Origin of the sequence: Streptomyces sp. NBC_00569, assembly GCF_036345255.1 — a bacterium.
Classification (GTDB): Bacteria; Actinomycetota; Actinomycetes; order Streptomycetales; family Streptomycetaceae; genus Streptomyces.
In genome coordinates, this window is sequence record NZ_CP107783.1 from 269,104 (window position 1) to 294,161 (window position 25,058).

At 66.8% G+C, this 25,058-nt stretch carries 29 protein-coding genes and 1 pseudogene; 18 read left to right on the plus strand and 12 right to left on the minus strand.

What is annotated here, in order from left to right:
• Nucleotides 1-255: 255 nt before the first annotated feature.
• The 4 genes from OHO83_RS01255 (at nt 256) to OHO83_RS01270 (ending at nt 3,995) form a co-directional block, all read left to right on the plus strand.
• Nucleotides 256-660, plus strand: coding sequence for a cofilin family protein (locus OHO83_RS01255; RefSeq protein ID WP_266679783.1), 405 nt, complete (start codon nt 256-258; stop codon nt 658-660).
• A gap of 395 nt (nt 661-1,055) precedes the next feature.
• Nucleotides 1,056-2,915, plus strand: a complete 1,860-nt coding sequence (gene dnaK, locus OHO83_RS01260) for a molecular chaperone DnaK (protein ID WP_266679781.1) — start codon at nt 1,056-1,058, stop codon at nt 2,913-2,915.
• Nucleotides 2,916-2,917: 2 nt separating this feature from the next.
• A complete protein-coding gene (grpE, locus tag OHO83_RS01265) occupies nt 2,918-3,412 on the plus strand; it encodes a nucleotide exchange factor GrpE (RefSeq protein WP_266679779.1) in 495 nt (164 codons plus the stop codon).
• A 202-nt stretch (nt 3,413-3,614) separates the two neighbouring features.
• Nucleotides 3,615-3,995 carry a hypothetical protein gene (locus OHO83_RS01270; RefSeq protein WP_330278477.1) on the plus strand — a complete coding sequence of 127 codons (381 nt, stop codon included), beginning with the start codon at nt 3,615-3,617 and terminating at the stop codon, nt 3,993-3,995.
• 701 nt (nt 3,996-4,696) lie between these two features.
• Here OHO83_RS01270 and OHO83_RS01280 read toward each other — a convergent pair.
• The 3 genes from OHO83_RS01280 to OHO83_RS01290 all read right to left on the minus strand — a co-directional run bounded on the left by OHO83_RS01280 (nt 4,697) and on the right by OHO83_RS01290 (nt 10,341).
• The gene (locus tag OHO83_RS01280) at nt 4,697-6,370 is read right to left on the minus strand and encodes an FAD-dependent monooxygenase (RefSeq protein WP_266679775.1); all 1,674 of its coding nucleotides are present in this window, start codon (nt 6,368-6,370) and stop codon (nt 4,697-4,699) included.
• 464 nt (nt 6,371-6,834) lie between these two features.
• On the minus strand, nt 6,835-8,379 hold the full coding sequence (gene rox, locus OHO83_RS01285; RefSeq protein WP_330278478.1) for a rifampin monooxygenase: 1,545 nt from the start codon (nt 8,377-8,379) through the stop codon (nt 6,835-6,837).
• Nucleotides 8,380-9,369: 990 nt separating this feature from the next.
• Entirely contained in the window at nt 9,370-10,341 is a 972-nt protein-coding gene (locus OHO83_RS01290) for a DUF1259 domain-containing protein (protein WP_330278479.1), read from the minus strand.
• A gap of 536 nt (nt 10,342-10,877) precedes the next feature.
• On the opposite strand from OHO83_RS01290, the gene OHO83_RS01295 reads away from it, so the two are divergent.
• The 3 genes from OHO83_RS01295 (at nt 10,878) to OHO83_RS01305 (ending at nt 12,214) form a co-directional block, all read left to right on the plus strand.
• Nucleotides 10,878-11,186, plus strand: coding sequence for a hypothetical protein (locus OHO83_RS01295; protein ID WP_330278480.1), 309 nt, complete (start codon nt 10,878-10,880; stop codon nt 11,184-11,186).
• Nucleotides 11,187-11,377: 191 nt separating this feature from the next.
• Nucleotides 11,378-11,548, plus strand: a complete 171-nt coding sequence (locus OHO83_RS01300; RefSeq protein ID WP_330278481.1) for a hypothetical protein — start codon at nt 11,378-11,380, stop codon at nt 11,546-11,548.
• Nucleotides 11,549-11,764: 216 nt separating this feature from the next.
• Nucleotides 11,765-12,214 carry a transposase gene (locus tag OHO83_RS01305; protein ID WP_330278482.1) on the plus strand — a complete coding sequence of 150 codons (450 nt, stop codon included), beginning with the start codon at nt 11,765-11,767 and terminating at the stop codon, nt 12,212-12,214.
• On the opposite strand, the gene OHO83_RS01310 is transcribed toward OHO83_RS01305, so the two are convergent.
• On the minus strand, nt 12,215-12,712 hold the full coding sequence (locus OHO83_RS01310) for an RrF2 family transcriptional regulator (protein ID WP_330278483.1): 498 nt from the start codon (nt 12,710-12,712) through the stop codon (nt 12,215-12,217). It lies immediately after the preceding gene.
• 101 nt (nt 12,713-12,813) lie between these two features.
• Here OHO83_RS01310 and OHO83_RS01315 point away from each other — a divergent pair, with 101 nt between their 5' ends.
• Together OHO83_RS01315 and OHO83_RS01320 are read left to right on the plus strand one after the other, a co-directional pair.
• On the plus strand, nt 12,814-13,545 hold the full coding sequence (locus tag OHO83_RS01315; protein WP_266679763.1) for an SDR family oxidoreductase: 732 nt from the start codon (nt 12,814-12,816) through the stop codon (nt 13,543-13,545).
• Between the two features lie 568 nt (nt 13,546-14,113).
• Nucleotides 14,114-14,602: a GNAT family N-acetyltransferase gene (locus tag OHO83_RS01320; protein WP_330278484.1), complete on the plus strand. Its 489-nt coding sequence runs from the start codon at nt 14,114-14,116 to the stop codon at nt 14,600-14,602.
• 11 nt (nt 14,603-14,613) lie between these two features.
• Here the strand turns inward: OHO83_RS01320 and OHO83_RS01325 are convergent, their stop codons facing one another.
• The 4 genes from OHO83_RS01325 to OHO83_RS01340 all read right to left on the minus strand — a co-directional run bounded on the left by OHO83_RS01325 (nt 14,614) and on the right by OHO83_RS01340 (nt 16,719).
• Nucleotides 14,614-15,435, minus strand: a complete 822-nt coding sequence (locus tag OHO83_RS01325; RefSeq protein WP_330278485.1) for a hypothetical protein — start codon at nt 15,433-15,435, stop codon at nt 14,614-14,616.
• Nucleotides 15,436-15,493: 58 nt separating this feature from the next.
• On the minus strand, nt 15,494-16,021 hold the full coding sequence (locus OHO83_RS01330; protein ID WP_330278486.1) for a hypothetical protein: 528 nt from the start codon (nt 16,019-16,021) through the stop codon (nt 15,494-15,496).
• Nucleotides 16,022-16,099: 78 nt separating this feature from the next.
• Nucleotides 16,100-16,471: a toxin Doc gene (locus OHO83_RS01335; RefSeq protein WP_389572512.1), complete on the minus strand. Its 372-nt coding sequence runs from the start codon at nt 16,469-16,471 to the stop codon at nt 16,100-16,102.
• A 2-nt stretch (nt 16,472-16,473) separates the two neighbouring features.
• Nucleotides 16,474-16,719, minus strand: coding sequence for a YlcI/YnfO family protein (locus OHO83_RS01340; RefSeq protein ID WP_266679759.1), 246 nt, complete (start codon nt 16,717-16,719; stop codon nt 16,474-16,476).
• A 620-nt stretch (nt 16,720-17,339) separates the two neighbouring features.
• Between OHO83_RS01340 and OHO83_RS01345 the strand changes: the two genes are divergently transcribed.
• Entirely contained in the window at nt 17,340-17,816 is a 477-nt protein-coding gene (locus OHO83_RS01345; protein ID WP_266679758.1) for an Asp23/Gls24 family envelope stress response protein, read from the plus strand.
• A 209-nt stretch (nt 17,817-18,025) separates the two neighbouring features.
• Here the strand turns inward: OHO83_RS01345 and OHO83_RS46855 are convergent, their stop codons facing one another.
• The 4 genes and pseudogenes from OHO83_RS46855 to OHO83_RS01360 form a co-directional block, all read right to left on the minus strand.
• Complete coding sequence (locus OHO83_RS46855) at nt 18,026-18,100, minus strand: hypothetical protein (RefSeq protein WP_405638202.1); 75 nt, start codon at nt 18,098-18,100, stop codon at nt 18,026-18,028.
• Nucleotides 18,078-18,659 carry a transposase family protein gene (locus OHO83_RS46860; RefSeq protein ID WP_405638203.1) on the minus strand — a complete coding sequence of 194 codons (582 nt, stop codon included), beginning with the start codon at nt 18,657-18,659 and terminating at the stop codon, nt 18,078-18,080. Before OHO83_RS46860 ends, OHO83_RS46855 begins: the two co-directional genes overlap by 23 nt.
• Nucleotides 18,660-18,853: 194 nt before the next feature.
• Nucleotides 18,854-19,827, minus strand: a pseudogene (locus OHO83_RS01355) (SRPBCC family protein).
• Nucleotides 19,828-19,830: 3 nt separating this feature from the next.
• Nucleotides 19,831-20,517 (minus strand): histone protein, encoded by a 687-nt coding sequence (locus OHO83_RS01360; protein ID WP_330278487.1) that lies wholly within the window; start codon nt 20,515-20,517, stop codon nt 19,831-19,833.
• A 252-nt stretch (nt 20,518-20,769) separates the two neighbouring features.
• Between OHO83_RS01360 and OHO83_RS01365 the strand changes: the two genes are divergently transcribed.
• Genes OHO83_RS01365 through OHO83_RS01400 form a run of 8 tightly spaced genes read left to right on the plus strand, consistent with a single transcriptional unit; the run spans nt 20,770 to nt 24,619 of the window.
• The gene (locus tag OHO83_RS01365) at nt 20,770-21,120 is read left to right on the plus strand and encodes a gas vesicle protein GvpO (protein ID WP_266679756.1); all 351 of its coding nucleotides are present in this window, start codon (nt 20,770-20,772) and stop codon (nt 21,118-21,120) included.
• A gap of 33 nt (nt 21,121-21,153) precedes the next feature.
• Complete coding sequence (locus OHO83_RS01370) at nt 21,154-21,636, plus strand: gas vesicle structural protein GvpA (RefSeq protein WP_330278488.1); 483 nt, start codon at nt 21,154-21,156, stop codon at nt 21,634-21,636.
• 27 nt (nt 21,637-21,663) lie between these two features.
• Nucleotides 21,664-22,377 (plus strand): GvpL/GvpF family gas vesicle protein, encoded by a 714-nt coding sequence (locus OHO83_RS01375; RefSeq protein WP_329431644.1) that lies wholly within the window; start codon nt 21,664-21,666, stop codon nt 22,375-22,377.
• Nucleotides 22,378-22,386: 9 nt separating this feature from the next.
• The gene (locus OHO83_RS01380; protein ID WP_266679751.1) at nt 22,387-22,638 is read left to right on the plus strand and encodes a gas vesicle protein GvpG; all 252 of its coding nucleotides are present in this window, start codon (nt 22,387-22,389) and stop codon (nt 22,636-22,638) included.
• Nucleotides 22,639-22,671: 33 nt separating this feature from the next.
• The gene (gene gvpJ, locus OHO83_RS01385) at nt 22,672-23,151 is read left to right on the plus strand and encodes a gas vesicle protein (protein WP_330278489.1); all 480 of its coding nucleotides are present in this window, start codon (nt 22,672-22,674) and stop codon (nt 23,149-23,151) included.
• The gene (locus OHO83_RS01390) at nt 23,144-23,959 is read left to right on the plus strand and encodes a GvpL/GvpF family gas vesicle protein (protein ID WP_330278490.1); all 816 of its coding nucleotides are present in this window, start codon (nt 23,144-23,146) and stop codon (nt 23,957-23,959) included. Before gvpJ ends, OHO83_RS01390 begins: the two co-directional genes overlap by 8 nt.
• Complete coding sequence (locus OHO83_RS01395; RefSeq protein WP_330278491.1) at nt 23,956-24,198, plus strand: gas vesicle protein; 243 nt, start codon at nt 23,956-23,958, stop codon at nt 24,196-24,198. The genes OHO83_RS01390 and OHO83_RS01395 overlap by 4 nt, the downstream gene beginning before the upstream one ends.
• Nucleotides 24,188-24,619, plus strand: coding sequence for a gas vesicle protein K (locus tag OHO83_RS01400; RefSeq protein ID WP_330278492.1), 432 nt, complete (start codon nt 24,188-24,190; stop codon nt 24,617-24,619). The genes OHO83_RS01395 and OHO83_RS01400 overlap by 11 nt, the downstream gene beginning before the upstream one ends.
• The last annotated feature ends 439 nt before the right edge of the window (nt 24,620-25,058 follow it).

The following is a 25,058-nucleotide window of genomic DNA, read 5'->3' on the forward strand; positions in this document are numbered from 1 at the left end:
GCACCCGTGGCCACCATCAGGGAAGCCGTTTGCCCGCCCGGCTGCCCAGAGCCCGGGCACATGAATATGTCTCCGCTGCATGACCAAGCGGGGAGACTCGTCGCCCCTCGCAGCATGCGCCCGTCAGCTCTCGGAGGCGTAACAGTGCCACCTATCCTGGACCTATGGACTGCCGCACAACCCCTGATCCACGACCTCCCGGTCAAGGGTTCGTTGCGTTCGCCGAACGCCCACTCCAGATCGGAAGGTGTCGTCGTGACCAGCACCATCGCAGTCGAAGACAGCTGTATAGACGCCTTCAACAAGCTCAAAATCAGTCGGCACGTCACCACCGTCCTGTACCGGCTCAACGACGGTCTGAACACCCTCGCCCTTGATTTCGAGGGAAACCTGACCCACGACGAACTCCTCAAAGCGTTGCCGTCCGATCCACGCTTCGTGGCCCATGAACTCTGCTTCGCCGACCAGGACGGCAGCCGAAGAGAGGCGATCGTGCTGATCCACTGGTCCCCCCAAGGCACCAGCCCCGAGCAAGAAGCGGCATACTCTGCCTGCTACAGCGCTCTCAAAAACCATCTTGACGGCGTCGACATCTCCGTCGAGGCCGCGAGCCGGTCCGACCTGGCGTACGACCGGCTGGTACTCATCGCCCGTACCTGATCCGCGTGCGGTACACGTGCATAGTGCCCGACGGCTCAGGTTACTCACTGTGCGAGGAGCGGCGGACGTCTCCAGCATCCGACAGCACGTGAACCAGCCATAGCCCCGGGTAGTCCCACCGTTCCCGCCGATGTGCCCCGGGCCGCTGACGCGGGTTCGCACCCCAGTCACGGCTGACCTCCCGAGGCGCAAGCAGTGCTACGTCGGTCGGCAAGGCGACGTCGGGGCCTGTGCCCGTCTCAGCCGCTCAGGCCGTGTGGCTCACCGAGCCATGGGTACTAAAGACATAAAACAGGCGGTATGCACACACTCGGGTTCCTGCTGCGAACGGGCAGGCCCGGTGAGAACGGAGTGTGACGGGACGCCGGCAACCACGACGCAGGAGGGAGAGGCAGATGGCGCGCTCGGTCGGTATCGATCTCGGCACGACGAACTCGGTGGTCTCGGTCCTCGAGGGCGGTGAGCCCACCGTGATCACCAACACGGAAGGGGCCAGGACCACCCCGTCGGTCGTGGCCTTCACCAAGAGCGGTGAGGTGCTCGTAGGCGAGGTGGCCAAACGACAGGCCGTGACGAATGTGGAACGCACCGCGCGCTCCGTGAAACGGCACATGGGAGACCACGGCTGGCGGTTCCCTGAAGACGCAGACATCGACGGCAAGCGGTACAACGCTCAGGAGATCTCCGCGCGCGTGCTGCAGAAGCTCAAGCGAGACGCCGAGTCCTACCTCGGTGAGGACGTCACCGACGCCGTCGTCACCGTGCCGGCGTACTTCGACGACACGCAGAGGCAGGCGACCAAGGAAGCGGGCGAGATCGCCGGTCTGAACGTCCTGCGCATCGTCAACGAGCCGACAGCCGCGGCACTGGCGTACGGACTGGACAAGGAGAACGACCAGACGGTGCTGGTCTTCGACCTGGGTGGCGGCACCTTCGACGTCTCGATCCTCGAGATGGGCGAGGGCGTCATCGAGGTGAAGTCCACCAACGGCGACACCAACCTCGGCGGTGACGACTGGGACCAGCGCATCGTGGATCACCTGGTCCAGCAGTTCAAGAACGGCCACGGCGTCGATCTGTCCAAGGACAAGATGGCGGTGCAGCGCCTGCGGGAGACCGCCGAGAAGGCGAAGATCGAGCTGTCCTCGTCCTCCGAGGCGACCATCAACCTGCCCTACATCACGGCGTCCGCCGAGGGCCCGCTGCACCTGGACGAGAAGCTCACGCGCGCCCAGTTCCAGCAGCTCACGTCCGATCTGCTGGAGCGCTGCAAGACGCCGTTCCACAATGCGATCAAGGATGCCGGCATCAAGATGTCGGACATCAACCACGTGATCCTCGTGGGCGGCTCGACGCGTATGCCGGCCGTGAGCGAGCTCGTCCGCGAACTCTCCGGAAAGGACCCGAACAAGGGTGTGAACCCGGACGAGGTCGTCGCCATCGGTGCCACTCTGCAGGCCGGTGTCCTCAAGGGTGAGGTCAAGGACGTCCTGCTCCTCGACGTGACCCCGCTGTCCCTCGGTATCGAGACCAAGGGAGGGATCATGACGAAGCTCATCGAGCGCAACACCACGATCCCGACCAAGCGTTCCGAGATCTTCACGACGGCCGAGGACAACCAGCCGTCCGTGCAGATCCAGGTCTTCCAGGGCGAGCGCGAGATCGCGGCGTACAACAAGAAGCTCGGGATGTTCGAGCTCACCGGTCTGCCGCCGGCCCCGCGTGGTGTCCCGCAGATCGAGGTCGCCTTCGACATCGACGCCAACGGCATCATGCACGTGACCGCGAAGGACCTGGGCACGGGCAAGGAGCAGAAGATGACCGTCACCGGCGGCTCCGCCCTGCCGAAGGACGACATCAACCGCATGGTCCACGAAGCAGAAAAGCACGCCGAGGAAGACCACCGACGCCGCGAGGCCGCCGAGACGCGCAACCAGGGCGAGCAGCTCGTCTACCAGACGGAGAAGTTCCTCAAGGACAACGAGGACAAGGTCCCCGGCGAGGTCAAGACCGAGGTCGAGGAGTCGCTCACCGAGCTGAAGGAGAAGCTCAAGGGCGAGGACACCGCCGAGATCCGCACCGCCACCGAGAAGGCCGCCGCCGTCTCGCAGAAACTGGGCCAGGCCATATACGCCCAGGGCGCGCAGGCCGCCGGCGGTCCCGAGGCCGGCACCCCGGGCGACGGGCAGAAGGCCGCTGACGACGACGTCGTCGACGCCGAGATCGTCGACGACGACAAACCCGAGGCGGGCTGACCATGAACAAGGAGCGCCTGGAGATCACAGAGCCGGCACTGCGGCGCCTGCTCGAGGAGCGCACGGCCGACCTGCAGCGGGTGAAGGCGGAGTACGACAACTACCGCAAGCAAGTACGGCGGGATCGCATGGCCGTGCGGGAGATCGCCGTCGCCAACGTCCTTCGCGCGCTGCTTCCCGTGCTCGATGCCGTGGACCGCATGTGTGTGCACGAACCGATCACGCCGGGTCCGAACGACGTCACCGACGCCCTGCGTACCCAACTCGGCGCGCTGGGCCTCCAGTCGTTCGGCGAGAAGGGCGACGCGTTCGACCCTGCCTTCCACGACGCAGTGGCCCATCATGTCTCCTCGGACGCCGATCGGCTCACCTGCTCGCAGGTCCTCCGCCTCGGGTACCGAGTCGGTGACCACCTGCTGCGTCCGGCCCACGTGGAGGTCACCGGACCGCCTCGACCCGATGGGAATCCCCGCCCTGGGCTCGGCACAGGGAGCTGAGCCGATTCGGACCGGCTGAGCCGGCGCATCACGCTGCCGGCCTCAGAGTCGGGAACCTCCTCCCAGAAACGGTCGTTGCGGCACGCGAGTTCTTGCGCAAATCTCTGCCTCGACATTGCAGGGGCGTGTCTAGGCTGGCCTGGTGGGGGTCGAGTTGCGGAAACGATGGGGTGCACAGCCGGCGTGGGCGAGGTGGACCCTAGTGGTGTACGTGACCGGGTTTCTCGTAGGGACTCGCACCCACGTCATCGATGTGGTCCGTGACGGTACCCACGCCTACGCGATGTTCCCCCAAGTGTCCTTGCGGATGTTCTTCCTGAGCCTCGTCGTGCTCGATCCGCTGGTGGTCGTGCTGGTGGGACTCGTGCGGCTAGAAGGGGTCTGGCTGGCGGGCGCCGTGATGGCGCTGGACCTGTGCGGCAACTGGTGGGGCAACTGGCACTGGCTTCGCGACGATCCTTCGCAGCTGCTGCGGCTGCTACCTCTCACGCTGTTCGGAGCGTTCGTCGTCGCGTCCACGCTTCCCCTGCATCGCGTTGCCGGGACGACAGCCAGATCCGAGACAGCACTGCCGTCTGCCTGACGAAGAGCCGCAAAGGGCGAACTCCCGTACAGGAAGCTCCACTTCACCACTACCATCGACGAGCGGAACATCGTCATCGCCCCGGACCTGCCCGGGCCGCCGCCCCGGACCGACCGCGACGGGCGACCTGGAGGCGCGGGCCGGTGGGACCGGTCGGCCTCCCGGGACGACTCGAAGATCCGTCCGATCACGGAGCGGCCACCCGTCACTGTCCGTCGGGGTCTCGGGCGCCGACGGACACGGCAGCCAGGCCCTCGTCTCGCTCGGGAAGGGATGCCGCCGATCCGCTCCTGGCGAGGCCCCGGCGACGCCGGCCGGCATCCCCACGCGGACAAGGGCTACGACTACAACCACCTGCGGCAGTGGATATCCCAGCGAGGGATCCGGCACCGCATCGCCCGCAAGGGCATCAAGATCTCGCAGCGACTCGGACGACACCGGTGGACCATCGAACGCACCATGTCCTGGCTCGTCGCCTGCCCCGCCCCCACCGCCCCTACGAACGCAATGCCGACCACTTCCTGGCGTTCACCGGCATCGCCCGCACCTTCATCCGCTCTCGCAGGCTCACCCGCATGAGATGACTTCCAACGTGACAACACCCGCCCCGGGGCTGACTGCCCGTAGGCGGGTGTGCCTCGCTCTTCGAGGGCGCGCCCGTAGTTCCGTCACCGGCGGCGCTCCGCCCGCGACATCGGAAGTCAGGCGAAGGTTCGGCCCAGATGCGCCGTCAGGGATTCCGGTACGGCGGGGTGGAAGCGTCCGGAGAGGTAGCCGTCCGGGCGGATCAGGATGGCCTCGCCGGCACGCGGCGCATAGGCGTCGCGGAACTCGCCCGCCGCGTCCCGCACCCGCGGCGGGCGCAGGCCGACGGGGCGGGCGTCCTCCGGTACCTCTGCGGCGGTGACCAGATAGGCGTCGAGCAGGCCGTGGGCGACGCGGTGCGCCTCGGCGGCGCAGGCCTCGAGCCGGGCGGCACCCTCGCCCGACGCGTGCTCCGAGTCCGCGAACAGCAGCAGCACATGTCGCGGAGTGCGCAGCAGGTCGAACAGCCGCCGCGGGTAGGAGGCGAGGTCGCTCAGCAGACCGCGGCAGTCCGGTGCCCGGTCGCCGGGGGCGGGACCAGCCTCAGGTGTGTGGTCCGCCGCCTGCGGCTGGGTCAACGGGCTGTCCGGGTAGGCGACCAGCAGCTGAGCCTGGCGCCGCAGCATCATCTCGGCTTCGTCCCCGTTGCTGATGAGGCCGGAGCCGGCACGGCGAACGGTGCTTGCATGGCGGACAGTGCGGTCGACCACCTCCTGCGCGACCGGGTGGCGTTCGGCGTGATAGCTCTCGAGCAGGTCGCCCGCCGCCAGACCGCGGACGGCCAGGGCCAATTTCCAGGCGAGATTGTGGGCGTCTTGCACGCCGGTGTTCAGGCCCTGCCCGCCGATCGGCGGATTGATGTGCGCGGCGTCCCCAGCGACGAAGAGGCGGCCGCTCCGGTAGCGGTCCACCAGGCGGTGGCTGGTCCGGAAGATGGACGACCAGCGCAGCGTGGAGGCGGTCGTCACCTCCGGGGACAGCCGATCGAGCACAGCCTGGATCTGGCCGAGGTCCGGTCCTTGGCCCTCCCCCAGCCCGAGGGTGCCCTCGTCCGGCGCGCTCGCGCCGTCTTCGCCTGCGGCATGGGCGCGGGGGCACAGCATCGACAGCCAGTACCGCCGAACTCCAGGCATCGGAATGCAGACGACCATGTCGTCCATCTCGCCGTTCGCGTCCAGGTGTACAGACCGCATGCTGTACCCGGCGGGCAGTTCCCAGTCGACCTCGACGTCGCCGATCATGTACTGCTCGGGGAAGGCGTCGCCCTCGAAGGCCAGGCCGGCCGACTTGCGGACCAGGCTGTGCGCGCCGTCGCAGCCCACGACGTAGCGGGCGTGCAGTTTCTCGATCCGGCCGTCGGCGTGCGCGAGGACGGCTTCCACCTCGTCCGGGCGTGTCTCCACCGAGCGGAGCTCGGTCGACCGCTCCACCTCCGTGCCGAAGCGCGCAAGGTGCTCGGTGAGCAGCCGCTCGGTCGTGCACTGAGGCAGAGTGGCGAAGGGGTAGGGGATCTCGGGCGGCAGACTGAGCTCGACGCGGGGGCGTGGCTTGCCGTCGATGTAGACCAGCTGGCCCCGGTGGGGCACCGCCTCGTCCAGCACTTTATGGACCAGGCCCATGGCGTCCCACACCTCCAGGGTGCGGGGCACGATGCCGATGGCCTTGGCATGTGGTTGTGGGTCGGGCAGCTGATCGACGATGCGGCAGTCCACGCCGTGCCGCCGCAGTTCGGCCGCCACCGTCAGGCCCACTGGGCCCGCGCCCACCACGAGTACGTCGACATCGGCCATGATCAGGCTCCCTCGTCGTCCGGATTGGTTCCCGAGCCAGTTGCTTGATCAGGTTGCGCCGACCCGAAAGGGTTGAGGCTCCCCCACAGTGCGGAGCCGGTGGAATCGAAACCCTTTCTTTACTATTTGATTACCTAGCCGCATGAGATGACATTTCGTAAAAACGCCCTGCCAGGGCAAAACGAACGCCTAGCGGAAGGTGAACAGTCGAAACGGGCAGTTGAGAGGCCCAGAGGGCGTCGTAGATGTTCGACGCACGGCCGTCAGACGAACGCACGGCCGCCTGCGCCCATCCACTCCGTGGTGCTCTGACACCGTCTGCCGGTCGTCACTCGGAGGCTGCCCCTCCTCGCCGGCCGACCCATACGCCAGAGCACCACGGCTGATGCCGCCTCCAACCTTCCGATGGTCAGTGGCTACTGGCCACGACCCTCCTCACGGACCTTTCGATTGCTCGGGCGAAATCAGTTGGCGGGCTTGCCGAACCAGCGGGAAAGGTGGTCGTCCAGGTCCTGCTGATCGTCGCCGATCCAGGCGACGTGGCCGTCGGGGCGTAGCAGGACGCAGGGAACATCCAGTGCCGCGGTGGGGTCCGCGGCGTAGTCGACCCGGTCCGACCAGCCGCCGACGGCCAGACGTTCGGTGCGGTCCAGCAGCAGTCCCCGGCCGCGATGCAGCAGACCGTAGAGGCGGCCCTGTTTCACGTCGATGTCGCGCATGCGGCGTCCAAGCAGATCGGGGCCTTCGCCGAAGTCGTAGCGGATGCCGATCGCGATGATCTTCTCGATGAGATAGCGGTTCACCTCGTCGAAGTCCATCAGTTCGGTGAGCAGCCTGCGTACGGCCTGCGGGCCCGGTTCGGTGGAGTGCAGTTCCATCTGGGCGCGGGTGTTGTCCAGCACGTCCTCGGCGACCGGATGGCGTTCGGACTGGTAGGTGTCCAGCAGTGTTCTCGGCGCCCAGCCGCGGATCTGTGCGGCGAGTTTCCAGCCGAGGTTGAATGCGTCCTGAAGGCCCAGGTTGAGGCCCTGTCCACCGGTGGGTGGATGGATGTGTGCCGCATCGCCGGCCAGCAGCACCCGCCCGACCCGATACCGTTCGGCCAGCCGGGTGGCGTCCCCGAAGCGAGACAACCAGCGCGGGGAATGCACGCCGAAATCGGTTCCGGCGATGGCGCGCAGCTGCTGTTTGAAATCCTCGAGGGTAGGTGGTTCCGCGCGATCGCTGACTCCCGCCGCGGGGGCTACGACGCTATATGCCCCTCCGCCGACGGGCCTGAGCCAGAATCGCTTGTTGGTCTCGCCGATTTGGGTCACCTTGGCGGCAATCTCCTCCTGCGGCACACCCACTTCCATCTCGCCCATCAGCGTCTCGGTCCGCGAGGGCTCGCCGGGGAAGCCGACGCCGAGCAGTTTGCGCACCGTGCTGCGCCCGCCGTCACAGCCGACGAGATAGCGCGAACGCACTTGTTCACCGTCGGCCAGCTCGACGGTCACACCCTGGTCGTCCTGCTCGAAGCCGGCCACCGCACAACCGCGCCGGACCTGCGCACCCCTTCGGATCGCATGCTCTTCGAGCAGGCGCTCGATGACTGGTTGCGGGATGCCCAGCAGATAGGCGTGCGCGGAATCCAGGCCCTTGGGCGCGGGTTTGTTGATGGCGGCGAAGAATCCGCCGGCCGGACGCTGCCTTCCGTGTTCGAGCATGCGATCCAGCAGTCCGCGCATCGCCATCAGCTCAAGACTGCGCACATGCAGACCGACGATACGGACGGACGACTTGGACTCGGTTTCCTTCTCCAGGACGAGTACCCGCACGCCGTGCAGCCGCAGTTCGGCGGCCAGCATCGCTCCGGTCGGCCCGCACCCGGCAATGATCACGTCGAACATGAGGGACTTGCGATCGGCGTCGGAGGCCGACGACCGGAGGCCGGGGACGTCGCTCACGGTGAAGTCGCGCTCGACCGTGTCGTTCGATGACGGCTCGATAGTGAACTTCTCAGAGTCCATAGGTGTTGCCTTTCGGGAGTGCCTTGTTGTCGAGGCGCTCCCGGCGACACCAACGTCAATCGCCGGCCGTGACGGTAAGGGGGAGCACCCACATCGCTACAGCGTTCATGGGTCTCACCTCCTCGGGCGGTGTCACGGTCAACTGCAAGCTACAAGCACGAGCATCACCCCGTCCAATCCTTTCAGACGAGGGTCCAGCGGCCCCGCGGAGAGCAGTGGCTCAGCCTCCGCGAGTACGACGCTGAGGCCACCGGACCCGACCCCACTGGTGCTGAAGGCGACGTTCTCCCGGCCGGAAGCGGGAGTGACGCCGGCCGAACGGGCCGTGCCTCCGAAACGTTCGACGGTCACCGGGTCGCCGGTGGGCAGCGGCACCCTGACCGAGGTGACCGACGCACCGCTTGACGCTGGTGATCCATGGGCGGGCGAAGCGGACGGAACCGCTGCGTGAACCGCGGTGGAGGGCAGGAACGCGGCCACAGCCACAGCGGTGGCGGCGGCGACAGATCTCAGGCGCGTGGATGTCGAATGTGCGGAGACCAGTTACACGGGGCTCTGAGGCACGGAAGAAACTCTCGACGATCGCAGTGACACGACTCGTCCGATGCCTGCAGCCGGCAGCTGGGCAACGCCTCAAACAGGCTTTTTCCGGGGCGACTTGACGACGTGACGCGCACTTGCCAGCCCCACCCGTGCGGAGCAGACGAACGCGAAGGCGCCCTCATCTCCGGGCGCCAGGCAGGTCGACGGCACGCAGGGCCGCGGTGGCCGCCGGCGCTGGACGCCAGGTCACGCACCGCGACCTCAACGGCCTTTCAGCGCACCTCGTGGCCGTGCACCGGTCCGGCGGCAAGCTCATCGGTTCGCACGGCCGGTCCGGCGCTGCATCCCGCCGACCGGATCGGTCGCCTACCGGCAGGTCGTGTCATCCCATTCGGTGAGTCCGCGGTAGCGGACGAGATGAGGGTGCAGGCGTGATGCCGAGGAAGGCTAGGAGGTGGTCGGCACCACGTTGGTGGCATCCACTGCGGGGCGCAGCGCTTTGGCGAGCTCGACGGCATCGCCCACTGCCCAGAAATGGGTGAAGAACAGGCGAGGGCTCTCCGTCAAGTGGTGGTTGTGCAGCTCGACGAGCTGGATCCTGCCCCGCCGCAAGGCTCCCAGTACGTTCTGGACCTCCTCGGCGAGCATGACGCAGTCGCCGCTGAGCGCTGCCCTGCCTTTGCCCAACGGCTGGAAAATGAACGCGCTGGTCGCGCCCAGACCGGAAGGCAGTACCAGATGGCCGTCGGAGATCGTCTCGCGGCGGGCGAAGACGACCTTGTAGACCACACCGTCACTGGAACCCTTGGCGCCCAGCGCAGCCTCGATTCCGGCAATGTCCAGGGCGACGGGGCTCGGCGGGCCGGACGGTGTCGCCGGCGGGATGCCGGTGCGGTCGAATCCCGCGCGCAGGCCGCGCGCCAGGGCCAGTTCGTCCTGGCCGTGTCCGTGGACATGGACCCACCAGACGTCGGGGCTCTGGGCGGGCAGATGCTTGTGCAGCGCGGTCAGCGCGATTCCGTGCGCCTGCCAGGTGTCGACCACCCGCTGCAGTTCCCTTTCGGTGACCGCCACGTCGCCCATGCACATCGTGCTGCGGTCGGCGTACCGGACGAAGGCCACGTGCGCACCCAGCGCGAGCTCCGGGGTGATCACGATGTTGCCCTCGACGACGACTCGAAGATCATCGCGCGGGTAGGGGGTGTGGTAGGTCGTCCCTCTCAGCAGTGAGCCGCTACGGCCCAGCACTTTCGCTACGGCCGCCCAGTCCGACACGGTGGTGGTCACCGGCTTGACCATCGCCCCGTCGGGCATCCCGCCGGCGCTGGCCGGCCCCGCCCCGGCCAGCACCGGTGCCAGTGCGGCAGCGGCCAGCACGCGTCGCCGAGACGTGGCCGCCTGTTCGTCTCCAGTCATCATCTGATCTCCTCCATGGCGAGATGAAACCATGGGAAATCGTAGCTATAACCGCCGACTATGCCCATATGGGCCAAATGCCTCGCATGGCCGCGATTCAACACCAGGCCGACGACGATCCCCGCTCCTGGCTCGGCCAGGCTCGCCATCGCGGTACGTCCCGGGACCATCTCGGCAAAGCATTTGGGATGCGCCGCCGATCGGCGCGGGTACGGCTCTCGTCACCCGCCCGGAACTCCGCCGGAATGGCACGAACTCAACAACCACGTGTCACACGCCAACGCACCACGCTACTCGGTCGAGGGCCGCCTCGTTGCGGCCTCCACCTGGCCGACGCCCTGCACCGGAACCGACTTGACGCCGCATTGGGTGGTGTGGCGATTTCACTGAACTCGCAGTTCAATTGGAGGACTTGGGTATCGTCTGGTACCCAACAGGAACGAATAGGATCACATGGCCCTCGGGGCCCCGCGGATGCCCCACGTGTCATCATCACGCTGCTGTTGGGCATGGGGCGCCAGGCACACAGGAGAGAACCCGTGACGCTGTACATCGCTGTGCCTCTTGTGCTGTTCGCGTTGCTTTACGCTGCCTCCGGCGCAGCGGCGATTGCCCGCGGCTGGGTGCCCCCCATGAACCGGCGCCATGTTCGCGTCCCGCGGATCTACGGCTGGGGACAGCTGATGGTGGCCTTCGCGCTGTGCTGGCAGACCGCCTTCGGGTTCAGCGCCTCGGACACTCGGGCGTCGGGAACACTGATCGGCAGCGCGATTCTCCTGGCCGGACTCATCGTCATGGCGGTGGGGCAGTGCGCCGGCGGTAAGCGCAAGCGCGGCGGCACGCTGTAAGCATTGTTCGCGCGGTCACGTTCGGTGCCAAATGACAAGGATTGCTGCTGTGGTGGTGCCGAGGAAGACGTAGCGGCGCTCGTCATGGCGGGCGACTCGACCTCGTTTATGGAAGAGCCCTTCCAGTGGTGCCCCACGGCCCCTAGGCTCGCCGCCGGATCACGGGACAGGAATGTCAACTGGGGGCGTGGATGAGCTTCTTGACAGGGCTCGTGCTGATCATGGTCGGGGCGCCGCTGGTCGGCGTCATCGGCACCTGGATCGAGGACGCCGGATATGTGACGGTGGGCAAGACGGTCTCCGTCGGCGGCTATCTTGCGGTGCTCGGCGTCGCGGCGTGGCTGATCACCAGCTACTTCTGACACCACTACACCGCACCATTGGTGCGATTCACCGCGGGTTCCGTCCACGCGATCATGCACCGTTGCGCTCGTCGGATCGTTGCGCCTGACGCGTGGCGGGGTGATCCGACGGATGCCAACTGGAAGGCTGAGAGGGACAATCCGAAGACTACTGCCATCTCAAGTTGCTTAATGTGTTGCACTGTCCCACGGACTGGGGCATCAAGTGACGGGCGAATGCCCGTCGGTTCTCCGGCCTGGAGCACGGTCCATGCGTTCGTCAGCCGGTGGCGCGAGCAGGGGCTGGCCCAGAGTTCCACCACCAGCTCCACGGACGGGCGCGACAGGCCGAGCGGCGTTCGCTGGGGCCGACAGCAGGGATCTTCGACTCACAGTCCGTGCGGGTGGCCGAGACCGTCAGCGCCTCAACTCGCGGCTGGGGACAACGGCAAGAAGGTAGGCGGCCCCAATCGGCGAATCTCCGTGGGCTGCCTCGGGATGTCGCTGCTGGTGGTGCTGGTGACCGGTGCGAACGCCCAGGACAGCAACGCCGGCATCCCGCTGCTCGAACAACTCCGCCAACTCCCGCGCAAGATCACACTCGTGTGGGCCGACAGCGGCCATGGCAGCCGGCATCGTCGACTTCGCCCGCGAACACGCCGCTCCGCGGAGAGCGCTCTGGTGTGATCAGCCGGATCCGCGCGCGCCCGGCCCCTCGGTCAGCCAGGCGCCGATCGTCGGCAGCGCCTCGGGGCCGCTGTCGCCCTCCACTGACGTGACGAGGTCGGCGACGGTGACGGCCGCCAGAGATGCCCGCCATGCCGCGTCGGCGGCACCCATGGCCCGGGCGATCGGGCACTGCTTCGTGCACTGTTCCGGAAGGGTTGCATATGGTCCGCGCTGGCGGATCTCGGTGCACACGAATGCGGGGCTCGCCCCGTCGACAGCCTGGACCACGTCCAGCAGGGTGATGTCATGGGCGCTCTTCACGAGTTCGTAGCCGCCGGTCTTTCCCTGGACCGAGCGGACCAGACCAGCTCGGGCCAGCGCTTGCATCTGCTTGGCCAGGTAGCTCGGCGACACGTCGTGGAGCTCGGCCAGCCGGGCCGCCGGCACGGGCTCGTCGGCCGCGGTCAGCACCACACAGCAGTGCAGCGCCCACTCCACGCCACCGGACAACTTCATGCTCACCTCCATTTGACTCGGACACAGTCTATCCGAGTATTATCCCGGACATCAGTTGTCCGAGTTTGAGTGAAGGCTCGACTCACGGAAGAAGGCACACCATGAAGATCACCGTCATCGGTACCGGTCTCATCGGCTCCCAGCTCGCCACGAAGCTCACCGGTCAGGGTCACGACGTGACGACGGCGTCTTTGTCGTCCGGCGTCAACCTGCTCACCGGGGCCGGCCTCGACCAGGCCCTCACCGACGCCCACACCGTCGTCAACGTGACCAACTCCCCCACCTTCGACGAGCAGTCCCTCGACTTCTTCCGGACCACGGTGGGTAACCTGCTCGACGCGGGCAAGCGAGCCGGCGTACGCCATCAGGTCGCGCTCTCCATCGTCGGCGTGGACCAGGTGCCCGAGCTGGACTACTACCGCGCCAAGGCGCTGCAGGAAGAGTTGCTGCGCAGCGGCCCCACGCCTTACTCGATCGTGCGCGCCACGCAGTTCTTCGAATTCATGGAGCCGACCATGTCGTGGACCTCGGACGAGACCGCCGTACGCCTGCCCGCCACACCCATTCAGCCGATCGCCAGCGCCGACGTGGTCAACGCCCTCGCGGACGTGGCCACCGGAGCGCCGCTCGGCGGGATCCTCAACGTGGCCGGACCCGACGCGTTCACACTCGACGAGCTCGGCCGCATCACGCTGGCCGCCCGCGGGGACAAGCGACCGGTCGTCGTCGACGATCAGGCGGGCCTGTTCGCAGCCGTCCAGGGTGACGTCCTCACCCCCGGCCCGGACGCCCGCCTGGCGGCCACGCACTACCGGGACTGGCTCAACGGCTGAGCTCCCATCTCCGGTGCGGGCCGGAAGCACTCCTCCCGCACGGCCCGCACCGCCCACCCTCGAGCACTCTCCACGTCGCCCCCCGACAGCCTCGCCCCTGCGTGCCGCAAACAGGGCGGCACACCTGCTGCCCTGTGCGGCAACCGCCTCGAGTTGCATCAGAGCAGCGACGGACACCCCATCGGGGCGGCCCGGTGGTGAGGCGAGGCGGTCGCGTCGGCCGGTCACCGAGCGTGAACCCAACAGGCCTCCGGTGTATGGGTGCCCCTTCTGCTTGCGCTGCGCGAGCCGCCCCGCGTCGATAAACCCACCGCCCCGGTCCACTCGACGCTACAGGGCGTTGGTGTTCCCAAGTTGGGTCGCCGGCACAGCCATCTCCTGCAAGCGCTCGTCGTACTCGACATGACCCACCTGGTTGGGCTTTCTGGGATGCGCGAAGCGTGTCCTGTCGCAGTCGCCGGAACGCATGCCCGTGAGCCGGGGTCGTGACCCGCCAGGAGCACGGGGAGGAAACGGCGTTGCGTACCGTGGGACCGGATTGGATGCTGGCTGGTCGGAGGCGGTGAAGATGATCAATGTTGTGTTGAAGCTTTCGGCACGCGACTTCGCGCATGCGGACCTCGCGTCGTGTGGGTGGTCAGGGTCCGAACACCACTTGGCCGGCGTCGCGACGCAATTGGAGCGTGCCCGGCTCGGCGAGGTCGACTACCTTGCGGTCTGCCCTGCAACAGATATTCCCGTAGCGAAGGGCGGCATCGACTACCAGGTCAAGGAAGGTGTCGGCACTCTGTGGCAGCTGGCAGTCCATCCGGCATTGCAGTCGTGCGGGATCGGCACCTTCCTTGTCGAAGCCGCGGAACGTCGGATCCAGAACCGCGGTCTGCGGCAGGCTGAGCTCGGCGTGGAGGAGAGCAACCCCCGGGCTCGGGCGCTGTACGAACGACTGGGCTATGCCGCCTTCGACCGTCAGCCTGACTCCTGGGACGAGCAGGCCCAGGATGGTTCGTTGCGCCGCTACGAAACGATGTGCACGTTGATGCGCAAGGAGCTCTCGTAGGTTCGGCCACATCAGGGATCACGAGATACCCGACAGCGGTGGACACCTGACCGCAGCCGGCACCAACGCGGACCACTCGGGAGAGGAATAGCTGACCGCCGGCGCTGGTCGGGGCAGCGGCGCCGGGCAGCGAGTTCGGCGAACCCACCGATCAGAGGCGCTCCAGCCCCGGGCAGAGACCCTCCGGGTAGATGTGAAGTAGCCGGCCACACCTCGCCGAGCCGCTGCACCACCCTGCTGGCCGGGCCAGCAGGGTGGTGCAAGGACGTGCAGGAGCGCCCTATGAGGCCACTACCTGTGCCAGCAATCCGTAGTACTGACCGGGTGCGGCTCTCGAAGTCCACGCGTGCGGACAGGCCGAGGTTCCCGTCGTCCGGTACGCGCAGCAGGTCGACGGACGTCTGGGCGAAGCGAGCGGGGAGCCCTTCCCTTTCGGCGACGGCCATGAGAGAGCGCAGTTCAGTGACGGCGGAGCGGGCGATCTCCCGCTGTTCCCGGCCGCCGCGCAGCATGGTCCGGTATCCAGATGCGGGTTCGGCCTCGGCGAGGGCCCGTTCGAGCCCGGTGGCGAGTTCCTCGCCGGCGCGTGCGGTCTGGCGCCCCTCGGCGCCGGCCTCCAGCAGGACTTGCAGCGCAACAAGCAGGGCGACGGTGTGCGGTCCGGGGGTGGCGGGATCGACGCGCACCGACAGGTTGGCCTCGACGTCGCCGGAGAGACGGCGGGCGGCGGTATGGACGCGCTCGGCCGAACGACGGTCCACTCCGGCATGTCCCAGACCCAGCACTCCGGCGTCGAGTACATCGCGCGCCGTGCGGACTCCGGCCGCTTCCATGTCCCGTACCGTCGGCTGACCGCCGCTCCCTTGATCAGCCGCGCGACGGGGACAGCGCTCAGCTTCGCGTCGATCTGCTCGCGGCGCAGCGCGCTCCACGCCACGCGCACGGCGTCGCGAGCCTGCGCGTGGTCCCGCGCCGCCTGGTCGGCGGCCTCGTACAACTTCCGTGCTCGTGCCACGGTCTTGGGGCGTACGCCGGCCAGGCGTATCGAGGCGCGGATGTTCCCCCGATGAGACCGACGGCGATCAAGGCCAGCCCGATCAGCACGAGCGCGTCGGACAGGGCGTAGGGCTCTGCCTCCTCGAGCGACGGCTCCAGGTCACCCCTGTGCCGGCCCTCGGTGAACATGAAGCCGGTGTCCCAGCCGTACCCCGTGTCCGGGTCATAGTTCGGTGCCTTGAGTACCGCATCGCGGTCCGGATCGCACCGGTACGCGCTCTCACGCCGGCGACCCCCGTCGTGGTACGGATCCTGCCAGCGAACCGTGCACCGGCCGTCATGCTTCTCGCTGATCACGGTGAGGTCGATCTGCCGCGTATCGGGATACGACGCGTACAGGTAGGCCGACCAGCCGAACAGCAAAACGCCGAGCGTCAGTACCCACCGAAAGAACGGTTGTGCCGCATAGTCCCCCCTCGTGCCCCCGACGCGAAGGCCGTCTCAGATTCTCCAGGAGCGGATGCGGTCTGCTGTGCCGTACGTGTCCGTACGGCCGGCGTCGATGTCACGCGCGAGGTCGATCAGGGCGGCGTAGGGCGGGTCGATGGCCTCGCCCGCGGCACTCATGTAGGCGGTGGCGATGCCCGCCCCGTACAGGGCGTTGCGGACCGGGAGTGGGCGCAGGCGGATGATCGCGTACATCAACGCGGCAGCGCGCCAGGCGTTGTCGACGACTGCGCCGATCTGCGGGGTGTTGACGCGGTGCTTGGCGACCGCGGCGACGAGGTTGGAGAAGTCATGGATGTCCGGCTGCTTGGGCAGCACCTCCGCCTGGCGCTCCAGCAGCCAGCGGATGTCGATCGAGAGGTCCATCGTCAGGCGGCCCTGGAGGCGTCCTGCCGGGCAGGCGCGTCGTCGGGGAACGCCGCGTCGAAGGCGTCGGCGTTCTCGGCGATGTAGGAGCGGAACACCTCTGCGGCTCCTTCGAGGCGAGGGTCGCGGACCGCGTTGCGGGCGGCTTCGGTGATGAGCGCGGTCACCGACGTGCCCTCGGCTTCGGCGAGCTCCTGGAGCTGAGTGTGCAGTTCTTCGGGCACCCGGATCGTCACTGACTTCGACATACCTCGACCGTACAGCAGGGCGTACAGCAAGGGGATGGGAACGACAGAAGGCGTCGCGCCCTGCCCGCCCTTCGACCGGCAGTTGCGTACCTCCGCTGCGTCGGCGCGTCCTTGAGCAGCCGCATCCGGTCCGCGCCCCGCACACCGTCCGCTCCGCGCGGGTGGCCACCACTGGTGATCGCGGGCGAGAGGCCCCCTCCCAGCCGTATCGCCGAGTCACCGGGCTCATTCCAGTAACGCTTCTAGCTGGGGATACGCCCTCCCCACGTCCGCGAGAACAGTATTCAGGAGGCATTCAGGGGGCCAAACGCCAAGCCATGACATAGATCATTTGACCGGAGCCGGGAGCCCGGAAAGCCGGGCACGCCTGTGCTTGTTCATCGGAGCGGCGACGTTCAGGCGTCTGGAGGATGTGACGAGACATTCGGATATCCCTGTGAACCGTCAAGCGCCGCTTCGGTACAGCGCGTCCAAAAAGTCGGGGCCTTTCATCGACGCATCGCCGAGTTGATCGCATTGATCACTCGAATGGCGGAGGGCGGTTGCCGAGCGCAGAGTGAGAACAAGGGCCCGAGCGCGCGCGTAAGCCGCTCGTGCCGGCAACTCTCTGTGAGGCAACCATGGCCGATATCGAGCATGCAAGAACAGCCCCCGGCCCCACCACCGCGAGCACCCCGTCAAGAAGGGGCGCGGCGCCAGCAGACGCGGGCGGCACGACGACCATCGCTGACAGTGTGGTGGCCGTGATCGCCGGGATCGCCATCCGCGAGACGGACGGCGTCCACTCTGTCGGCAAGGGTGCCTCCAAGGCTCTGGGCGCGGTAACCGGCCGGATGTCCGCATCGTCGAGCCTCAGCCGGGCGGTCAAGGTGGAGGTGGGTGAGACGCAGACCGCGATCGACGTGGACATCGAAGTCGAGTACGGGATACCGATCCATGAACTCGCCGGTCAGCTGCGGACCCACGTCTCCGACGCAGTAGAGACGATGACCGGCCTGGACGTGGTCGAGATCAACATCAACGTCTTCGCTGTGCACATCCCAGGCGACGACAGCGCCGATGATGAGAGCGCCGACAGTGGGTCCCGCACGCGGTAGATCCATGGCGCCCCGGCCTTCGTGCCACTGCCTCTGAGAGGTGGACTCAAGGACCTCCGAGCTGTGGTGACGCTCGTCAGCACGCGGGCACGTTCGCGTATTTGAGCCGGAGGTTGACCATCTCCTCCGACATCGGACCCATGGAAATCTCTGACGGTCCCAGGGTGTCCGTCGCACGAGGGTGCTGCCGGGCCGGGCGAAACGGAGCATCACCGCTCACCGGCGCGGGGCGGCACCAGGCTCTGCCCGCGGTAGAACAGCTCAGTGCGTAGATTCTTCTCCAAGTTCCTGACGATCTGCGAGAGAGACGGCTGGGCCAAGCGCGGCCGCGGTCCGGTTCACCTCGCCGTCACTGAGCCTCTCCCAATGTGGTTGAGGCATAGTGGCGGCCTTGACGATGTCGGCGATCCGGTTGGTGCCGCAGCGGGGCTTCCGCAGCCTGCACCGGCCCTTCAAGAACGGCCACGGACTGTTCGTCGAGGCAACGCCGAACTTGGCGTGGCTGTTTTTGTGCTTGCGCAGCCTTCGTTTGAGCCGACGGCCGCGCAGCGGTACACGGACGCCGCGGCCCACGCCCGCGTAGGCCCATTCCGCCCAGCACTGCGCGTGGGCGCCGGCGAGCGCGTCGACGTCCCCGTACTGCCGTGCGGCAGTCAGGTCATGACTGGAGCCCGGCATGGCGGGTGACGCCCAGAACAAGCGGCCGAACGGATCGGTGAGCACTTGGACGTTCATGCCATGGTGCTTGTGCTTCCCACAGTCAGTTTTGAGTGTCGCATCTGAGGTGGGCCGGGCGTGCAGGGCCCGACAGCTGGTCGGAAGGCACCGTCGTCGCGTCCCGATCTCCTGCTGTCAGCGCAAAGTTACTCCCCCGATTACCGTCAGGCGCTGCTGGACACATCGACCGGCGAAGGACGAACAAGCACGGCGAAGCTCCTGGCAGGACGAGCGATCTCAGTCGTGAACCCGTCCACCAGAACCTTCTACGCGTTGTGCGGCGGCCCAACTCGCCTACAGGTCAGGGAGGTCGGAAGGACTCACTCTTCGTCTTCCTCGCACTCCCCTTCTTCATCCTCCTCACCAGGAACCTCTTCGTACTCTTCCTCGGGCTCCTCTTCGTCTTCGTACTCTTCTTCCCCGTTCTCTCCCGCGGCCTCGTCCTCTTCGTCTTCGTCCGCTTCGTCTTCGTCCGCTGCTTCCTCCTCTTCCACAACTTCCTCGTGGGACCGAACCACCTCGCCGTCGCGGATGTCTCCGCGCCAGCCCTCGACGTCCTCGTCCGCGAACGTGACGTAACGCGGGAAGTGCTTGAAGTCCAGGCGCAGACGGCGTCCTTGGGCGCGCCAGAGGTTTCCGGTCTTCTCGAAGAGCCCCGAGGGGTAGTACTCGACGACGAGCACGAGACGCGTCAGCGTGGGCGTCAGTTCATGGAAACTCACACAGCCGCGGGTGGTGCCCTTCGCGCCTTCCGAGGTCCAGACGATCCGCTCGTCCGGTACCTGTTCCTGGACGGTTGCCTTCCAACTGCGGCTCGACGGGCCGACCTTCAGCTTCCAGTCACTGCTCATCTCCTCGCTCTTGGAGACGCTACGTACACCCTTGGTGAACCTGCTGAACTCCTCGCACTGGGTCCAGCGGTTGTAGGCGGTGCGAAGCGGAACACCCACGTCCAGCACTTCGACGATGTTCACGGACTTGGTGTCGCCGGACTTCTTCTTTCCGCCTCCGCCTCCGAAGACCTGCTGCACCTTGCCCACCACGCCGACGATCGCCTTCAGCGGGGAATCACCCTGGAGAATGCGTCCACCGATGCCGGGGAGACCCAGCGTCCGCTGAGGGACCCACCGTTCTCGGCTACGTCGAGGAGTTGGTCGGTCACATCCTCCAGCTTGTCCCCGGCACGCTCGACCAGGTGCTCCCCCTGCGCGCCAAGGTAGGCGGCAAGCTCGTCGCACAGGATTTCCAGGCCCGATCCTCCTTCGCGGTCGCCGCCGCGATCTGTAGTGGCCATGACCTACCTCCGCCGCGCAGCAGTCTTCTTGGCAGTCGACTTCTTCGCAGTCGACTTCTTCGCCGGCGCCTTCTTGGCCGAAGCCCTCTTCGCAGTCGTCTTCTTGGCGGCCGTCTGCTTCGCGGCCGTCTTCTTGGCCGGTGCCTTCTTCGCGGCCGTCTTCTTCGCCGGCGCTTGCTTCTTGGCGGGAGCAGTCCTCTTCGCCCCCGCTGAACGGCGACGCCGCGGTGGTTCCTCCTCGGTCTCTTCTTCCCCTTCCTCCGACTCCTCTTCTTCCTCTTCCTCCGGCTCCTCTTCTTCCTCCTCCTCGGGCTCTTCCTCTTCTGCCTCTTCCGGCTCCTCTTCTGCCTCCTCTTCCTCCGCTTTGTCCTCGTCCTTCTCGCCGATGCGCAGCGTGCGTTCATGGAGGGAATCGGCGAGGTTGACGAGGCTACGATCGGCCGCAGCAACCAGTGCTCCACGTCCCGCGTCCAGCAGCTGGCCACGCACCTGCTCGTTCAGCTCGCCGACGCCTGGAACATCTCCGAGTTTCTGCAGGCCTTCGGTCAGGAGCTGCTGAGGGTTGAGCCCGAAGCGGCGTCCGGCGAGATACGTCGCCACCGCAAACGCGAGACGCGCTTTCTTGGTACGCCCTAGCACGTAGCCGCCCGCTACCGCGGTGGCAAGAGCGATCTTGGTCGTGTCGTTCATGAAGCGGTTCCCTTCGGAAAGGGCAGGGGCACGGAGCCGATTCAGGGCCAACACCCCCGGCCCAGCCCGGATCGAGGAGAGAAGTCGGATGCGCCGTCCCGCACGGCACACAGCCCCCGAAGAGCCTCACGCCCTCGTCCGGCAGGCTTCCTCGAAGCCGCCCACCACCACTGCGAGATGTGGCCGTATATGATGAATTTGGACGTTCGCGCGTGGGATCTGGCGCCCGCACCGACGACGACGGGAGTGACCATGGCCCCGGCAGAACCCGCCAAGCGGCGCTCGACCGGTGACCGCAGTACCTCCCGCGGCGCCAGCGGTGAAACTCGACGTCGCTCAGGCAAGGGCGGTGCCGCATGGGCCATGCGGGCCGCGGCGGAGCAGTTGCAGGAGCTGCTCGGGCGCGCGCCAGAGTCGGTTTCGGCACTGAAACCCACCGATGACGGCTGGGAAGCCGATGTCGAGGTACTCGAATTGGAACGCGTCCCCGAAACCACCAGCGTGATGGCCAGCTACCGAGTAACTCTCAGCAAAGAGGGCGATCTCATGGCCTACGAAAGGACGCGCCGCTACACCCGAGGGCAAATCGATCGGCGAGGCTGAGATACAGCCGAATTGCCGGTGAAGGGAGGCACCATGACTGTGGTGCCGCAAGGTGGAGGCACCGTCACTCAGGGCGGTGGCAGGAGCGGCAGCCTCTACGACGTCCTGGAACTTATTCTCGATCGCGGGCTTGTGATCGACGTCTTCGTCCGCGTGTCACTGGTTGGCATCGAAATCCTGAAGATCGACGCTCGCATCGTCGTGGCCAGCGTAGACACGTACTTGCGATTCGCAGAGGCGTGTAACCGTCTCGATCTCGAGTCCGGACGCAAAGCACCGAGCCAGCTCACCGACATCGTCGGCGATTCGATGGAGAGCGGAGCCAAGGGGAAGTCCAAGGGTGCCCTCTCAGGCGCCGTGGAAGCCATTACTGATTCCGTCAAGGGTGTCACCGACGGTAGCTCCGACGAGGAAGAGGAGGACGAGGACGAGGCTGAAGAGGAGAAGAAGAAAAGGGAACCCGTGGAGAGGCGACGGCGGCCTGCCCGGCGTTCCTCCCGACGGGAGAAGGGCTAGGGCTCGCCCCGCGAGAAGGAGTAAGGCATGGCCGTTTACATCTACTCCATCACCGGCAAGCAGCACCCTCTGCGCCTCGACGATCTCCACGGAGTCGGCGAGACTCCGGCCGACCTGCGCGTAGTGAAGGCCGGATTGCTGTGTGCTGTCGTCAGCGACGCCCCAGAGGACCTTCGCCCCAAACGTCGCGACATCAACGCGCACCAAGCGGTGCAGGAGCGGCTGATGGTGGACGGCACGGTTCTTCCTCTGAGATTCGGGCTCATGGCTGCCGACGACGAAGCCGTACGGGCCGCCCTGGAGGATCGTGCCGAGGAGTATGCGGACAGACTCCGCGTACTTGAGGGTTGCACCGAGTACCACCTCAAGGCGTCACAGAACGAGGACTCCCTGTTGCGTGAGGTCCTTGAGGAATCGACGACGGCGCGGCAGCTCAACGAGGCGATTCGCACGGGTACAGCAGGTCCGGATGCGCCCGTCCAACTCGGTGAGCTGGTGGCCCACGAGGTGCAGACACGTCAGGATGCCCTGGCCGCAGGTGTGATCGAGGCCCTGCGCCCCTTCGCCCGAGAGTTTGACTCCTCCGCCCCGACCGGATCGGACTTCCTCAGCGTCTCGTTTCTTGTGACCGATGACAAAGAAGAGGGCTTCCTGACCACAGAGTTGAGCGTGGCGAATCAGTTGGGCGATGACTTCGAGCTCCGGCTGAGCGCCCCTCTCCCTCCCTACAGTTTCGTCTGAGGAGTTCTCATGGGTCTCTTCACGCAGCTCGTCACCCTCCCCCTCGCACCGGTGCGCGGCGTCGTTTGGACGGTCGACCGCGTCCTGGAAGCGGCGGAGAAGGAGTACTACGACCCAGCCCCCGTGCAAGCCGATCTCGCAGAACTCGAGCGGCAGTTGCTTGCGGGGGAGATCGACGAGGAGACGTTCGACCGGCGCGAGGACGAACTGCTGGACCGGCTGGAAGAGATCCGGGCGCATTGGCGGGGAGGGCAGCCCTGACCCGGCACGACGAGGGAACACGAGGCCACCATCGTGACTGAACCTCTGGCCAGCAGGCCTGGCTCCTATCCTTCCAGAGCGGCTCCGCCGTACGGGCAGGGCTCTTCCGCCAATCTCGCCGACATCCTTGAGCGCGTACTCGACAAGGGCATCGTCATCGCGGGCGACATTCAGATAAATCTCCTCGACATCGAGCTGCTGACCATCAAGCTCCGGCTCATCGTCGCGTCGGTCGACAAGGCAAAGGAGATGGGCATCGACTGGTGGGAGCACGACCCCTCGCTGTCGTCACGGAGCAGGGACCATCAGTCACTCACCGAGGAGAACCGGCGGCTCCGTGCCGAGATAGATGCGCTCCGGGAGCGCGAGGCGCTTCCCGATCACGGGCACGAACGCGCGGACGAAGACGAGGACGCAGAGGAATACGAAGACGCGGAGGCAGAGGAAGAAGGGGACGCGGAGGAAGAGGAACCGCGCGGCAGGCGTCGACGAGGACGTGGCCGCAATGAATGACGTAGTCACCTACGTGTATGCCGTGGCACGCAACGCCGACGGGCTCGAGGAACTCATCACGGCGCTCAACGGTGTCGCCGACGCCCCGGTCCGCCTCGTACCCGGCAGTCACGACGACACTCTGGTACTCGTGGCAAGTGACGTGCCCGCGCAGGACTTTCAGGAGGATGCCCTCAAGCAACGCCTGGAAGACCTGGACTGGCTCGAGGCGGTCGCCCGCGCGCACCACGCCGTCATCGAGGCCGTGGCCACCCGCACGACGGTGCTTCCGCTGCGTATGGCAACGGTGTATCTCGACGACACCAGGGCGCGGGACGTCCTGGATGGTGGGCAGGCCGTGTTCTCGGATCGTCTGGCGCGCCTGGCGGAGCACGTCGAATGGGGGGTCAAGATCTATGTCGAGCCGTCCGCTGCGCCAGCAGCGGCGGAGCCTCGCCGAGGGGCAGACCTGTCCCCCGGACGCGCGTACCTGCGCAACCGCAGGCAACAGCAGACCGTGCGGGACAGCGTCTATCAGGCTGCCCAGGTGGCCGCCGATGCGGTCGAGGGCATAGGGCGCAGGCACGCCGTCGACAGGGCGCGCCACCGTGTGCAGCAGGGCGTTCTCGCCGACAAAGCGGGCGAGAACATCGTCAATGACGCATACCTTGTGCCTCTGGCTCAGTGTGAGGAGTTCCGAGCCGGGGTTGAGCACGCCGCAGACGGGCTGCAGGGCGTTCGTATAGAGGTCACCGGTCCCTGGGCGCCCTACTCCTTCGCCATGCCACCCGCCGAGACCGATGACGCCTTGACAGGTCCGCGACCATGACCACTCCCGACGTACCGTCGTCCGCCGGCGAGCCACTGGCGCAGCGGCAAGTGGCGCTCATCGATCTGCTGGACCGCCTGCTCAGCGGGGGCGTCGTCCTCACCGGTGATGTCGTACTGTCCATCGCCGACATCGATCTGGTGCGGATATCGCTCAGGGCGTTGATCGTGTCCATCAGCGCGCAGAACCCCTCGCCCTGGGCTGAGACGATGCCGCCTGGAGGCGACGATGGCGGCTGAGGACGGGCGCGAGCCTCCGGCTGGGCACCACAGTGGGTCGGCCCGTCGCCGTGAAGAGGTCGCGAAGGCCGCTGAGCGCGCCTTCCGACTTCTGCCCGCAGCGCCTCGCGACCTGTCACCGTCGGGCAGGCGTTCACACTCATCCGCACGTCGAATCAACTCCGACCCCGACACCGTGGAGCGAGATCTCGTCAGGCTGGTCCTCACCTTGGTGGAGCTACTGCGCCAGCTCATGGAGCGGCAGGCGTTGCACCGGGTCGATCAGGGAGATCTCACCGACGAGCAGGAGGAGCGCCTGGGGGCGACGCTCATGATCCTCCATGAGCGAATGAACGATCTGTGCGCCCAGTACGGGCTGACCATGGAGGATCTCAACCTCGACCTCGGTCCGCTGGGCACATTGCTGCCACCTTCCGACTGAGTACGCAGGTGCGCGGCCGCTGCGGCACGACAGCAGGCATTGCGGGGGCCGGCAAAGGACCGGGGACCGCCGCCGCTGATCGGGCCCGGGCCGGCGGCGGTCCCCGGTCGTTCGACGCGGGCCTGGGTGGTGCGGCCGGTGAAAGCCGCAGCAGATATGCAAGTCCCCACGGGTTCGCCATCCGCAATGGAGCGGGCGGTATCGAGAAGGCAGACGGGTGGAACGGTACCCAGGAGCGGCTGGGGAACCGGCATGGGAGCCCCAAGTTCCCCCCGGCCGGGCCGACCCGCTCTGCGAACCGCGCGCGAAAGCAGCCCGCGCATCAGCTCCCACAGGCCCGTGAAACCCCGCAGGGCCATGTGGCTGCGCCGCTTGGCTCAGCGGGGCGATGGACGTGCGTGTCGATCGCCCTTATGGGTAACCGGCCTGCGAACGTTCG